Origin of the sequence: Compostibacter hankyongensis (assembly GCF_039541075.1) — a bacterium.
Taxonomy (GTDB): domain Bacteria; phylum Bacteroidota; class Bacteroidia; order Chitinophagales; family Chitinophagaceae; genus Compostibacter; species Compostibacter hankyongensis.
Genome location: NZ_BAABFN010000022.1, coordinates 249,160 through 263,046 on the forward strand (window position 1 = coordinate 249,160; position 13,887 = coordinate 263,046).

General features: G+C 50.7%; 11 protein-coding genes and 1 tRNA gene. 8 read left to right on the forward strand and 4 right to left on the reverse strand.

The annotated features are described in order from the left end of the window. Nucleotides 1–27 precede the first annotated feature (27 nt). The gene (locus ABD851_RS17115; RefSeq protein ID WP_344981597.1) at nt 28–3,117 is read right to left on the reverse strand and encodes a SusC/RagA family TonB-linked outer membrane protein; all 3,090 of its coding nucleotides are present in this window, start codon (nt 3,115–3,117) and stop codon (nt 28–30) included. A gap of 354 nt (nt 3,118–3,471) precedes the next feature. Here ABD851_RS17115 and ABD851_RS17120 point away from each other — a divergent pair, with 354 nt between their 5' ends. The 4 genes from ABD851_RS17120 to ABD851_RS17135 all read left to right on the forward strand — a co-directional run bounded on the left by ABD851_RS17120 (nt 3,472) and on the right by ABD851_RS17135 (nt 6,078). Further along, entirely contained in the window at nt 3,472–5,241 is a 1,770-nt protein-coding gene (locus tag ABD851_RS17120; protein WP_344981599.1) for an alpha-L-rhamnosidase-related protein, read from the forward strand. Nucleotides 5,242–5,359: 118 nt separating this feature from the next. Continuing rightward, nucleotides 5,360–5,433: transfer RNA gene (locus tag ABD851_RS17125), tRNA-Pro, on the forward strand. Nucleotides 5,434–5,600: 167 nt separating this feature from the next. Further along, nucleotides 5,601–5,894: a hypothetical protein gene (locus ABD851_RS17130; RefSeq protein WP_344981941.1), complete on the forward strand. Its 294-nt coding sequence runs from the start codon at nt 5,601–5,603 to the stop codon at nt 5,892–5,894. After that, nucleotides 5,851–6,078 (forward strand): DUF433 domain-containing protein, encoded by a 228-nt coding sequence (locus tag ABD851_RS17135; RefSeq protein WP_344981601.1) that lies wholly within the window; start codon nt 5,851–5,853, stop codon nt 6,076–6,078. The genes ABD851_RS17130 and ABD851_RS17135 overlap by 44 nt, the downstream gene beginning before the upstream one ends. A 232-nt stretch (nt 6,079–6,310) precedes the next feature. On the opposite strand, the gene ABD851_RS17140 is transcribed toward ABD851_RS17135, so the two are convergent. Further along, nucleotides 6,311–6,721, reverse strand: coding sequence for an SRPBCC family protein (locus tag ABD851_RS17140; protein ID WP_344981603.1), 411 nt, complete (start codon nt 6,719–6,721; stop codon nt 6,311–6,313). 143 nt (nt 6,722–6,864) lie between these two features. Between ABD851_RS17140 and ABD851_RS17145 the strand changes: the two genes are divergently transcribed. After that, nucleotides 6,865–7,941 (forward strand): GlxA family transcriptional regulator, encoded by a 1,077-nt coding sequence (locus ABD851_RS17145; RefSeq protein WP_344981605.1) that lies wholly within the window; start codon nt 6,865–6,867, stop codon nt 7,939–7,941. 62 nt (nt 7,942–8,003) lie between these two features. On the opposite strand, the gene ABD851_RS17150 is transcribed toward ABD851_RS17145, so the two are convergent. Then, nucleotides 8,004–8,390 carry a hypothetical protein gene (locus tag ABD851_RS17150; RefSeq protein WP_344981607.1) on the reverse strand — a complete coding sequence of 129 codons (387 nt, stop codon included), beginning with the start codon at nt 8,388–8,390 and terminating at the stop codon, nt 8,004–8,006. A gap of 148 nt (nt 8,391–8,538) precedes the next feature. Between ABD851_RS17150 and ABD851_RS17155 the strand changes: the two genes are divergently transcribed. From ABD851_RS17155 to ABD851_RS17165, 3 genes are read left to right on the forward strand one after another with little or no spacing between them, the layout of a single operon-like run. Continuing rightward, nucleotides 8,539–9,117, forward strand: a complete 579-nt coding sequence (locus ABD851_RS17155) for a hypothetical protein (RefSeq protein ID WP_344981609.1) — start codon at nt 8,539–8,541, stop codon at nt 9,115–9,117. 3 nt (nt 9,118–9,120) lie between these two features. Further along, entirely contained in the window at nt 9,121–11,244 is a 2,124-nt protein-coding gene (locus ABD851_RS17160) for a cation:proton antiporter domain-containing protein (protein ID WP_344981611.1), read from the forward strand. 8 nt (nt 11,245–11,252) lie between these two features. After that, nucleotides 11,253–12,623, forward strand: a complete 1,371-nt coding sequence (locus tag ABD851_RS17165) for an MFS transporter (protein ID WP_344981613.1) — start codon at nt 11,253–11,255, stop codon at nt 12,621–12,623. Here the strand turns inward: ABD851_RS17165 and ilvA are convergent. After that, on the reverse strand, nt 12,611–13,843 hold the full coding sequence (ilvA, locus tag ABD851_RS17170; protein WP_344981615.1) for a threonine ammonia-lyase IlvA: 1,233 nt from the start codon (nt 13,841–13,843) through the stop codon (nt 12,611–12,613). The genes ABD851_RS17165 and ilvA overlap by 13 nt on opposite strands. Nucleotides 13,844–13,887 lie beyond the last annotated feature (44 nt).

Sequence of the window (13,887 nt, forward strand, 5' to 3'; positions counted from 1 at the left end):
TAGTTTAAGATCAAACACAAGGCTTACTCAGAATCCCACATCTACACCCAGGGTAAATATCCGGCTGACGGGGTAGGCGGTAAAATCCCGACCCTGGTTCAATCCGTTCAGACCGTTCAGTCCCGCCTCAGGATTCATGCCCGGATAATTCGTCAGTATAAAGGCATTCTGCGCACTGAAATATACCCGGGCATTTTTGACATACGGATTTCTGGCAAGCGGCAATCTGTAGCCAAGCGTGATATTCTTTGCGGCCAGGTAGGATCCGTCAAACACCTGACGTGAAGTGAAATTCCGGAAATCCGCAGTAGTGCCTGCCCTGGTCCTCGGGTATATGCCGTCCCCCGGGTCTTCTTCCGATCTCCACCGGTTGGCCACACCTTTTCTCACATTAAAGACCCCGTCCAGGTTCTCGGTGGATTGAAAAGCGTCGTCGGCAATATCGTTGCCCACAGAACCGGCGAATACGATACTCAGATCAAAATTGTTATAGCTGAATTGGTTCGTCATCCCGTAGATAAAATCGGGGTTCGGATTACCGATAAAGGTCCGGTCATTCTCATCGATAATACCGTCAGGCACGCCGTCGGGGCCGCTGATGTCTTTAAACCTCGCGGTTCCGACCATTGCTGTAGCGTCATGAGGCTGCGTATCAAACTCCTCCTGCGTCATATACACTCCGGTATTGATATACCCGTAAAAAAGACCGATAGGATGGCTTACGGCCGTCCTGTTGTCATCCCAGTAGAGCTGATATCCGCCTATCGGGGCATTATTGGTACCAAGCTTTTCTACCCGGTTCCGGTCAAACGAAATATTAAAGCTGGTGCTCCACCGAAATGCACCGGTGAGGTTTTGAGACGTTATGCTGAACTCGTGTCCCCAGAAGTTAAACTGCCCGATATTCGAAGTAATGCTGCTAAAGCCGGATTGAACTGGAATATCAACCTGATATAACAGCCCTGCCGTCTTTTTCCTGTAATAATCGTAGGTAAAGGCAATGCGGTCGTTAAAAAGACCCAGATCGAGGCCGATATCCAGCCCGTCGGTTGTTTCCCAGGTGAGGTTGGAGTTCCCGATACCGTTCAGGGATTTCCCCGGGGTCACCTTGTCGTCGAATACATAGTTATCCGAGTTGACCGACGCCAGATAAGTATAATCCCCTATGTTGTTGTTGCCGGTTTTTCCATAGCTGGCCCTCAGCTTTAAGAAGCTGATTCCCTTCACATTATGCAAAAACCCCTCTTCCGAGACTACCCAGCCGACCGATACGGAAGGAAAATTACCCCATTTATTATTCGATCCGAACCGGGAAGACCCGTCCCGCCGGAAAGCGAGCGAAAGCAGGTATTTGCTGTTGTAATTATAATTCAACCGGGCAATATAGGACAACAACGAAGAAGCGTTAGTGCCCACATCTCCTATTCTTGTCGTCGCGGCATTCACCCATCCGATATTGTCGTCCGGGAACTGGGTGCCGTTTATGTTGCTGTTTTCAAAATTATAACGCTGAGCAGTATAACCCACAAGCGCATCGATGTTATGTTTATCATGGATGGTCTTCTGATAGGTCAGGGTATTTTCGATCAGCCAGGTCAGAAAGCTGCTGGTGTTATAACTTCCCGTGGCAGGCTGCGGCGGCGCCCCTCCAAGCCCTCCCTGTGCCGTTGAAGGCGTGAAGGTCCGGTTGACCGTATTATCCGTATTTGCATTCAGGCTTATCTTATACCGCAGTCCTTTCAGGATTTCATATTCTCCGAAAGCATTGGCCAGCACGGTGGTTTCTTTGGTAGGATTAGCTCTTTCCTTTAATACGAGATAGTAATTGGGATTGGGAAACATGCCGGGCTGTGAAAAAGAGACGGGATAGGTTCCGTCCGGATTTTTATAGTTAAGCGTAGGGTCCATCAGGTAGGCGGACTGAATGATATTGCGTCCATTACCCAAGCCGGAAGTAATCTGGCTGCGGCGGTAGGTCACGCCAATATTTAATCCGAATGTCAGCCGGTCCGATGCGGAATAGGTATTATTCGCCCTGGCGGTAACCCGTTCTGCATAGGTATTGAGCATTACCCCCTCCTGCCGGTTATAGTTGAGGTTTACGGCAGATTTCAGATCATTTACGCCTGTGGAAAGGGAAAGGTTATAATTCTGTGTAAGTGCTTTCCGCAGCAGCACATCAAACCAGTCCGTACCGTCGTCCGGTCCGTATTGTTCGGGGTGTTGGTATATCTCCGGAACTCCTCCGGTATAGCCTTCATATTTGGCGGCATCTTCGTAAAATTCTTTTTTGAACTGGGCAAATTCCCGCGCATTCATCAGATCCGGCTTTCCCCTATCCGGAACAGATTCCACACCTACATAAGTGCTGAATTGTATGTTTTTCTGACCCGATTTGGCCTGCTTCGTGGTAACGAGTATTACCCCATTCGCCGCCCGGGAACCATACAGGGAAGAAGCAGCAGCATCTTTCAGCACGGTAACCGACTCAATCTCATCGGGACTCAATACCTCAAGTCCGCTCACCGAAGGAAATCCGTCTATCACGATCAGCGGCCCGTTGCCGGCATTTATCGAGGCCGCCCCGCGGATGCGGAAAGACATGTTCGCCCCCGGCTCGCCATTATTATTGTTGATCTGAACACCGGCTAACTTACCCTGCATTTTCTGGCCAATATTACTTACCGGCATATCTTTAACTTCGTTCGCATTCAGCTGGCTTACCGATCCGGTCACTTCCCGCACATCCTGCTTGCCATAGCTGACTACCACCACTTCATCGAGCTTGGCATTCCCCGGCTCAAGCCGGATAAGGATACCGGACAGACGGTCTACCGGAACTTCTTTCGTCTTGTATCCTATGGAGGACAGTACCAGAACTGCCGGCGGATGCCCCGGCAATTGAAATACACCGTCGGCGCCGGTGGTTGTCCCCTGACTGCCGTCTTTCAGGGCGACCGTCACCCCGGCCAGGGGCTGTCCGCTCAGGCTGTCCGTTACCTTGCCGGAAATCCTGTCTCCCTGTTGCGCGGACAGGGAAGAACAAAGCAGGACGCAGCCCAGCATGCAGAGGGCAGTCCTGATACGGGATCGGATAAAACAAAATGGTGTAAACATAACGCAGGTTTTAGTATGGATAAAGACTCGTTTCCGAAGATTCATTGGTCTCCTTCCTCAGGTTCAGACCCGGCTACCGATGTCGCCTTGTAACTGATAAAACACGCTGCCGTAAATAATAGGGAATTAGCTGTAAGAAGAACTATACAAATATAATTTTGACCAAAGGCTGTCCTATATAGAAATTGACAAATACTTTATACTTTTTGATATTTCGCACCGCACCGGTAAGCTTCGAACCACGGAAGAGATATCCGGCAGCTTTCCCGGGCAGGATAGCACAGGATACCTTCTTTTACCCCCTTTTCTATTTTGCTTGCCGGTTTACAACACTTTCTGATAAATAATCAACGCATGTATAAAGCAATTTTGGGCAGCTTTCTGCTGGCGGGTGTAATGAGCTTTTCGGCCAGCGCCCAGATGCCACCGGTTTTCGGGAAGGAATATGCCGGGAAAGTGAGAAGCGACAGCCTGACTCACCGGTATATCACCCCCTTACGCATCATATGGCAATCGGATACTTCCGGAACGAACATTCAGCACGCAGACCGGCTGCTGCTTCCCGATAACGGTCAGGCCGATCTGAGTAACCGCAATCTCTGCCTGCTAAAGAATACCGGCAGTGAAAAGGCGGGCATCCTGCTGGATTTTGGAAAAGAGCTCCACGGAGGCATTCATATCACCACGGGAATGATGAAGGTCAACAAACCGGTAAAAGTGCGTATCCGTTTCGGAGAATCGGTCAGCGAGACCATGTCCGACGTCAGCGATACGCTGCACGATGCTACCAATGACCATGCGATGCGGGATTTTGTGGTACAGCTTCCCTGGCTGGGTAGTCTTGAGATGGGCAATACCGGCTTCCGCTTTGTACGCATCGACCTGGTCGACCCCGATGCAGAGCTGCTGCTGAAAAATGTAACAGCAGTTTTTACCTTCCGCAATCTCCCCTACCTGGGCTCTTTTTCCTGCAGCGATACCCTGCTGAATAAAATATGGATGACCGGGGCCTACACTGTACAGCTGAATATGCAGGACTACCTTTGGGATGGCATAAAACGCGACCGCCTGGTATGGGTCGGGGATATGGGACCTGAAGTGGCCACCATCAATACCGTGTTCGGATACAACGGGGTGGTGCCCAAAAGCCTGGATCTCTCCCGCGACGTCACACCGCTGCCGGGCTGGATGAACGGCATCAGCGCCTACTCGATGTGGTGGGTGCTGATCCAGCGCGACTGGTATTATCATAATGGCAACAAAGCATACCTGCAGCAGCAAAAAGACTACCTCGTAAAGCTGCTGGACTACCTTATCGGCAAGATCGGGCCGGACAATACCGAAAAGCTCGACGGCACCCGCTTCCTGGACTGGCCCTCCAGCGAGAATCCGGAAGCAGTACACGCCGGGCTGCAAGCCCTGATGGTAATGACCCTGGATGCCGGAGCCGATCTTTGTAAATATCTGAACGAGCCGGCTACTGCGGCGAAATGCCGGGCTGCGATTGCCAGGCTAAAACAAGCGGTGCCCGATCCCAACCATTCCAAACAGGCCGCCGCCCTGCTGGCGCTGTCCGGTCTCATGCCTGCAGACAAGGCGGACAAGACCATCCTCAGCGTCGGCGGTGCACAGCACTTCTCCACTTTTTACGGCTATTATATGCTGCAGGCGCAGGCCAAGGCCGGCAATATCCGGGGGGCGCTGGATAATATCCGCAGCTACTGGGGGGCGATGCTGAACATGGGCGCTACCACCTTCTGGGAGGACTTCAACCTGGACTGGACCAAAAACGCGTTCAGGATCGACGAGCTTCCCATACCGGGCAAGAAAGACATACATGGCGACTATGGCGCTTATTGCTACAAGGGGTTCCGTCACAGCCTCTGCCACGGCTGGTCTTCCGGCCCTACTTCCTGGCTGACCGAACATGTGCTTGGAGTAAAGGTGGTTGAGCCGGGGTGTAAAGCGGTGCGCATCACTCCTCAGCTTGGCGATCTGGAATGGGCAAAGGGAACCTTTCCCACCCCTTACGGACTGATCAGGATCAGCTGCCGCAAGCTCCCCGGCGGAAAGACCGACACAAAGATCACCGCTCCGCCGGGCGTAAGGATCATCCGCTCCTGATGTGCATGCCGCCGCTGCGGTAGCGCTTCGGATAAATAACTTCCCGTCGCTGTAAAAAGGATTATCTTTGCCGCAGCGATAAGGCCGTTTTCCGGCCGGTTGACATCGCTTTCCGGATCGAGAAGTGGCGCAGGCCGGTAGCGCACCTGGTTTGGGACCAGGGGGTCGCAGGTTCGAATCCTGTCTTCTCGACAAATGCCGGCAAAGCCTCCGCGAAGCGGGGGCTTTTTGCTTTTAGAGCAGACCGCATCGGACTTGTCCGGATGCGGACAGCGAAAAAAGTAAAAAGCCAAAGGCTTTGCCGGCATTTGGCACCTCCCTCTTTAGGATCGCCGTAGGCAATCCTGCCTTTGAAGTAGATGCAGAGATTGCTCGTGCAGCTGCGGAGAACGCAAAAAGCAGGACGTGCCGCAGGCGCGGCCGGGGCATTGTATATTTGGCTGCCTCCCCTTAGGATCAGCGAAGCTAATCCTGTCTTCTTGAAAAAACTTGCTGTGGCAAAAACTTTTTTATTTAAACTTGCAATGCTGCGAGTAGTTCCGCATATCCCAAATGCGAAAGTTTTTTCAATAATATTACCTGACTTCGTCTCTATTGAAAATCCATATCATGGAGGGCAGCAATTACAGCGAACATATAATCATCGATCCTAATGTCAGATTCGGGAAGCCCGTGATTAAGGGAACCCGTATTTCTGTATTTGACGTCCTGAGTTGGCTCGCAAACGGAATGTCTCAGGAAGAGATATTGCAAGATTTTCCGGAATTGACCGGAGAGCAGATACGCTCTTCCCTGGCTTACGCCGCTGATCGTGAACACAAGCTCCGTATCGCATAAAGTGAGATTATTACTGGACCAGAACATTTCCTTTCGTGTAATAAGGAAAATTTCCTTCCTATTTCCCGAAGCCAGGCAAGTTTGCGAGTTTACAAACCGGAAATACTCGCACCAACCATATTGCCCAGCTGCTGCTGAATAAAGCTGAAGATATTGTGGCGTTTATTACACAAAACGACTACGACGAAGTTGCCTGCCTCGAGATTGAATAAAACGACCAAAGAAGAATTGGTTAAGAAGGGGTTCCTTTTCCCGTTTCACAGTATGATTTTAAACTTGTCATGAACCGGCCCCAATCATAGTTGCAGCCTGCAAAGGTATCTGTAATAGCGCGCCAGCCGGAGTGAGCAAAACGCAACAGCGTCCTTTCATTTCTTTCTTCCAGCTCAAAAGATATATTTGTACCCATCCATTCGTCAATCGACCGGATGCACAGCCATTCCACTCTTTTTCCGGGATCCAGAACGGTCACTTTCATTTCATTTCGAAAGTCGCCGAAGGTAAATACGTTTACAAACCCTTCTTCCGGCCGGGCTACCGTTTGTTTCGCCCACCAGCCTGAAAGTCCCTCCTGCGTGGTAAGGGCTTCATAAATTTTTTCAGGGGCTGCCTTAATCACTACGTTGTGCCTGATGTCTGCCATGGTTATTGATTTTTAGAGATGAGCAACTTGCATATAACAGGACAAAAGTATTGTCTAAATACAATATTCTTAGGGTGTAAAACGGACTTTATAGTGGGTTGATCTGGACATCATAAGTTTTTATCTTTGTCAAAAGAAATATCATGAAACATCTTACGATCGTCATCCCCGACGGGCAAAGCAATCTCAGCACGCTCGCCTGCATAATAGGCGCTTATGAAATATTTAATGCGGCCAATGCCTACCGGAAAGAAGCCGGCAAGAAGGAATTATTCAAAGTCGAGCTGGCGGGCGTCTCCGACCAGGCCGAATTCGGCAATGGTTTATTGGCACTGAAAGCGCAGTCCCGTATTTCGGAGATAAGAAAAACCCATCTTATTGTCATTCCTTCATTGGCTCATGAGTTTCAAAAAATATCGAAAGGCAATAAATTGCTGGCGGACTGGATTACAAAACAATATAAAAACGGAGCAGAGATTGCCAGCATGTGCACCGGCGCATTTATGCTGGCTTCCACCGGATTGCTGAACGGAAAAAATTGCTCTACACATTGGATCGTGACGGATACTTTCAGAAAGTTATTTCCCAAAGTAAATCTTAAACCTGAAAACCTGATCACCGACGAACAAGGCATTTATACCAATGGCGGCGGCTATTCTTTTCTGAACCTGGCGATTTATCTGGTTGAAAAATACTATAGCCGTGAGGCGGCGATCTATTGTTCAAAGGTTTTTCAGATCGAGCTGGACCGGCAAAGTCAATCTGCCTTTATCATATTTAAAGGGCAAAAAAATCATGGAGACGAGATGATAAAAAAAGCGCAGGCTTATATTGAAGATCACCTCGATGAAAAAATATCCATTCAGGACCTATCTTCAAGGCTGGCGGCAGGGAGACGGAACTTTGACAGGAGGTTTATCAGGGCTACCGGAAATACGCCGGTCGAGTACCTGCAGCGGGTTAAGATCGAGTCTGCAAAAAAATCGCTTGAAACAACCCGCAAGACCATCAATGAGGTAATGTATGAGGTAGGCTATTCGGATGTAAAAGCCTTCAGAGAAGTATTCAGGAAGATCACCGCCATGTCGCCGCTGGAATATAAGCACAAGTATAATAAAGAAGCTGTAGCCCAATACCATGGTAACGTTTATTCCTATTCTCAGGATCAGCAGAGCAACCCGGTCAAGGATCCCTTCGAGATTGCAACATATAAAAAATAAAGAGGCGGCCTTGAGCAAAGCCGTCTCTTTTAATTCATTATCGTAAAAAATCCGACCAAAAGCTACCGGGTACAGTTGGCTGTCCAGGTGCCGTCATCGTTAGAGACCAGCATCTTAAGAGAATGCGCGTCGATAGTGATCCCCGTTACTCCTTCTCCTACACTCACATAACTACCGTCGTCCTGCTGCTGAAATTTGACATTATTAATGTCCGGTATGCCGGTACCGAATTTAAAGCTGTAGGAGCTTCCGACCTTAACCACGGTAAGCCTTCCATCGTCGTCCGTGATGGACTTCTCCCCGTCATTATAGCTGATGGATCCTTTGTAAGTACCTACAAAGAAATCGTTATCCGACGGATCGTCATTTTTACTACAGGAGGCCGAGAATAACGAGATAGCCAGTAAAGCCAACATGAAGGCGCCGAGTAATCCAAATTTCTGTCTCATATAGAATTGTTTTAATCCATCAGACGAGAATGCAAAGCATATGCCAAAAACTTTAAGGGGGAAAAAATGAGCCTGCCTTCCGGTTTTTAAAGTGAGCCTAATTATGTTAAATTGCGATGGTATATCTGAGTTTAGAATCATCCAGCCTATGAACCTCATGGTGTTAAAGATATTACCTGCAGCATGCCTGCTGTCTATTTCGGTAGCGGGATGTACCGGCCACAAATACGAGCAGCAGCTTGCCGGCCGGGAACAGAACCTGCTCGAACGGGAAAAACAGTTCGCCGAAAAGGAAGCCGATTATCAATCGTTGCTGAGGATGAGGGACAGCCTCCTCTCCCACCATGATACTGTGGCGACGCTTTCGTGGCCAGCCGCCGTGGCAGGAAGATGGAACAGTAAAGTGATCTGTAAAGAATCCAATTGCAGCAATTATGTCATCGGGGATCAGTGGTCGGGCAGCTGGGAATTTACCAGCGACTCTACCGGCATGTTTGTAAAAGTTACCAACAACGATAAGCTGATCCGTGTCTTTTCCGGAAGCTTTAACAAAGAAGAGATCCTGCTACACTTCGCCACAGATTCGTCGATCCAAAAGAAAGCCGACATGAGCGTTGTGCTCCGGAAGATAGATTCCAACCTTATGAAAGGCACACAGATCCTCAGTGGAGACAACAATTGCACCGCCAGATTTTCTGTGGAACTCGTACCCGCCTCAAATAACTAACCCATGCAGTTACTGAGTATTCAGCACATCAGCTTACCTATTGAAGATCCGTTACTGAAATTCCTGCTGGAGCTGATCATCATCCTGGGAGCCCCGCTTTTACTGAATAAAATAAAGGTACCGCATCTGCTCGGTCTTATCATCGCAGGGGCATTGGTGGGGCCCCACGGGTTTAACGTATTATCCCGCGACAGCAGCGTGGTGGTGACAGGCACTACCGGGCTGCTATACATTATGTTTCTGGCCGGGTTGGAAATAGACATGGGCGACTTTAAAAAGAACAAATGGAGGAGCGTTACCTTTGCCATCTATACTTTTACAGTGCCGTTTGTGCTCGGCTTCGCCGGTGGGTTTTACCTGCTGCATTTCCCTCTGCTGACATCCATACTCTTCGCAAGTCTCTTTTCTTCTCATACCCTCATTGTCTACCCCCTAATCAGCAAGTTGGGTATCGCTAAGAACCTATCGGTCAACATCACGGTAGGCGGCACCATGATCACCGATATCCTTTCCCTGCTGGTCCTGGCAGTGGTTGTCGGCATGACGCAGGGCGGCGTCGGCACCGCCTTCTGGATCAGGTTGTCTTTATCCATGATTGTCTTTGGCCTTGTTATTCTGCTGATTTTCCCGCTTATCGGAAGGTGGTTCTTTAAGGTGGTGGAAGACAAGATCTCACAATATATTTTTGTATTGGTGATGATCTACCTGGCCGCATTGCTGGCAGAGCTGGCCGGCGTTGAATCCATCATCGGCGCCTTCTTTGCCGGCCTTGCCCTCAACAGGATGATCCCGCGGTCGTCATCGCTTATGAACCGGGTAGAATTTGTCGGGAATGCCATTTTTATTCCCTTTTTTCTGATCAGCGTAGGGATGCTGATCGACTTCAGGGCTTTCGTTCAAAGCTGGGAAACCTTAGGGGTTGCAGGGGTAATGATAGCCGCTTCCATCGGCGGCAAATACCTGGCCGCTGTCGCTACCCGGAAGACCTTCAGGCTTACCCGCGACGAAGGACGGCTCATATTCGGAATGAGTTCCGCCTCCGCCGCCGCTACCCTCGCATCCGTAATGGTCGGTTATAACATTATCATCTCTGAAACGGCGGCAGGAGAACCGGTAAGGCTGCTGAACGAGCATGTGCTGAACGGAAGCATTCTGCTGATCCTCATCTCCTGTACCATCTCTTCCTTCATATCCATGTCCAGCGCACAACGGATAGCAGACGCCGAAAAGGAAGATACCGTTTCCGGCAACAACCAGGAAAAAGAAAATATCCTGCTTGCGGTCAACCACGAAGAGACCGTTGAACGCATGGTTAACCTCGGCCTGCTGTTAAAGGCGGATACGAATGAAGACCGCCTGTTTGCGCTGAATGTCATCAACGAAGACAAAAGGGAATCCTCGGTTAAGAATGCAGAAAAGATACTTCATCACGCTTCGGATACGGCCGCCGCAGCAGATGTGGAGCTTCATCCGCTCACCCGGTATGACAACGACGTTATAAACGGTATCAATAATGTTATAAAGGAGCAAAAAATAACCGATCTGATCATCGGCCTGGAGGACGAAAAGGGCTTTTCACCTTCCTTCGTATATAATCTCTATAACGGCTATTTACAAAATGAACAGATCAACGTGCTGGTCTATCATGCAGCGCAGCCGATATCCACGGTCAAAAAATATACCGTGCTGATCCCGATGCAGGGAGAAAGGGAGCCCGGCTTTTTTCATGCGCTGCTAAGGGTCTGGAACATAGGAAGGAACTCGGGCGCGCTGATGAGCTTTCATACCAGCGAAAATATCATTGCCATCCTTAAGCGGGTCATAAAAAAAGCAAATATTGAAGCGGAATTTAACGTCCTGCAGAACTGGGAGGAAGCCGAGCACGCAGCCGGCGAGCTCAAAGACGATGAAGGTCTGATTATACTGATGGCAAAGCGGGGCATGACGTCCTATCTTCCGCAGATGAGGGCCATCCCTGATTTTCTGAATCATCATCTGCATGAAAATAACTATCTGCTGATCTATCCTTTCTCGGCCGTAGAAGAAGGGTCGCTTGAGAGAAGATCCGTCAGCAATCACCGTGACTTTGCAGAAATAGGTAAAGTCATCGGCAAAATATTCAAATAGACCGGAAAATGAGCAATAACACAGCGACACCGCATGGCACGGCCTGGCGCATCCGCGCCATCTTTGCCGGATCGGCAGGCAACCTTGTGGAATGGTACGACTGGTATGTCTATGCAGCCTTTGCGCTGTATTTCGCACCGGTATTTTTTCCGGAAGGCAATGCTACGGTACAGCTGCTGAACACGGCGGCCGTCTTTGCCGTAGGTTTTCTGATGCGACCGGCCGGAGGATGGCTGTTCGGTCGCATCGCGGACCGGAAAGGACGGAAGACGGCCATGACCCTCTCCGTTCTGTTCATGTCGTTCGGATCGTTGCTGATCGCGCTTACACCCGGCCATCACCGTATCGGCATCTGGTCGCCCGTATGTCTGCTGCTGGCACGGCTCCTGCAGGGACTCAGCGTGGGCGGGGAATACGGCACCTCGGCCACCTACCTGAGCGAGGTGGCCGCTCCCGGCCGGCGGGGGTTTTATTCCAGCTTTCAGTATGTTACGCTGATCAGCGGACAGCTTATCGCCCTGGGTATACAGCTGCTGCTTCAGAAGGTATTTCTCAGTCCGGAACAGCTACAGGCTTGGGGCTGGCGCATTCCCTTTGCCATCGGCGCATTGCTCGCCCTGTTTACTTTTTATATGCGGCGGAATATGCAGGAGTCGATACCGTTAAGCAAAAAGCAGGATACCCGCGGATCCCTGCTGTACCTGCTCAGACACCATCCCCGCGCCGTAATCACGGTTGTGGGACTTACCCTCGGCGGCACGCTGGCCTTCTATACCTACACCACCTATATGCAGAAATTCCTGGTCAACACGGTCCATCTTTCAAAAGAGCAATCGACCTTCCTGGTTTTCTGGCTGATGCTCATCTATGCGTTGCTCCAGCCCTTGTTCGGATGGTTGTCGGACAAAGTAGGCAGAAAGCCGTTGCTGATCGGATTCGGGGTACTGGGCACCTTATTTACCGTTCCCCTGCTGACCGCGCTGAGCCATGCGTCCTCGGAGCTCGCGGCCTTTTTCCTGATCCTGGCCGCCCTGCTGATCGTAAGCGGCTACACCTCCATCAATGCCGTCGTAAAAGCCGAAATGTTTCCCGCAGAGATCCGGGCGCTGGGCGTAGGACTGCCGTATGCGCTTACCGTTGCGATCTTCGGCGGCACGGCGGAATACATCGCATTTTACTGCAAAAACATCGGGCATGAATCCTGGTACTACTGGTACATTACCTTTTGTGTCGCCTGCTCCCTCGTCGTATATGTGTTCATCCGGGATACCGGGAAGCATTCTTATATCGACCGGGAAATGCGGGAAGAAGGGCCGGAAACAAAGCGGGAGAACGCTGCAACCCCGGACGACCAGGCTTTTCCGGCTCAGACCAGATAGCCGAACAGGTTGTCGTCCTTGTTGATCTCGGTATAGGATATCTGTCTTTCCTGCATGTTCCGGATCAGCGTGGGATAGTCTTCCGGACTTTTCAGCTCTATTCCTACCAGGGCGGGACCGGCTTCCTTATTGTGTTTCTGTATGTACTCAAACCGGGTAATATCGTCCCCGGGACCCAGCACCTCGTTTACAAATTCTTTTAATGCGCCGGGACGTTGTACAAAGCGGATGATAAAGTAATGCTTCAGTCCTTCATACAAAAGAGAGCGTTCCTTCATTTCCTGCATGCGGTCGATATCGTTATTGCTTCCGCTGACGACACAAACCACGTTCTTGCCGCGGATTTCTTCGGCAAAATCCACCAGCGCGGCCATGGCCAGCGCACCGGCAGGCTCCACGACGATGGCATCCTCATTATACAGGCGCAGGATGGAAGAGCAGATGCGTCCTTCGGGCACGAGGGTCATAGCATGCAGCACTTCCCGGCATATTTGATAGGTCAGCTGGCCTACGCGCTTCACTGCCGCTCCGTCCACAAAATTATCGATCTCGGGAAGGGTAACCGGACTGCCGGCCTCAAAGGCCTTCAGCATGCTGGGCGCGCCCTCGGGCTCCGCCCCGATGATGCGCGTTTGCGGGCTGTGCTGTTTAAAGTAAGTCCCTACGCCGGAGGCCAGACCGCCGCCGCCTACGGGTACAAACAGGTAATCGACCTGCGGAAGGTCATCCAGTATCTCTTTGCCCACGGTGCCCTGCCCGGCGATAATGCTGGGATGATCAAAAGGAGGAATAACCGTCATCTGCTCCCGTGCTGCATAGCCGAGGGCCGCTTCCTGACAGTCGTCAAAGGTATCGCCGGTGAGCACGATCTCCACGAAATTTTCACCGAACATCCTCACCTGGTTGATCTTCTGCTTGGGCGTTGGGGAAGGCATAAACACCACGCCCCGTATACCCAGGCGGGCGCAGGAAAAGGCAAATCCCTGGGCATGATTGCCTGCACTGGCGCACACCACACCCGCCGTCAGCTGCTCCGGGGCCAGACTGCTCATCATGTTATAAGCGCCCCTCAGCTTATAGGAACGGACTACCTGCAGGTCTTCCCGTTTCAGATATACGTTACAATTATATTTCCGGGAAAGGTTGCGGTTGATGGATAAAGGGGTATGGATAACCACATCCTTTAAGCGCCGGGCTGCCCCTTCAATATCCAAAGTCATCGGTGAAACGGTTGATCGGTGAAACAAAACGCCGGGAAACAAGC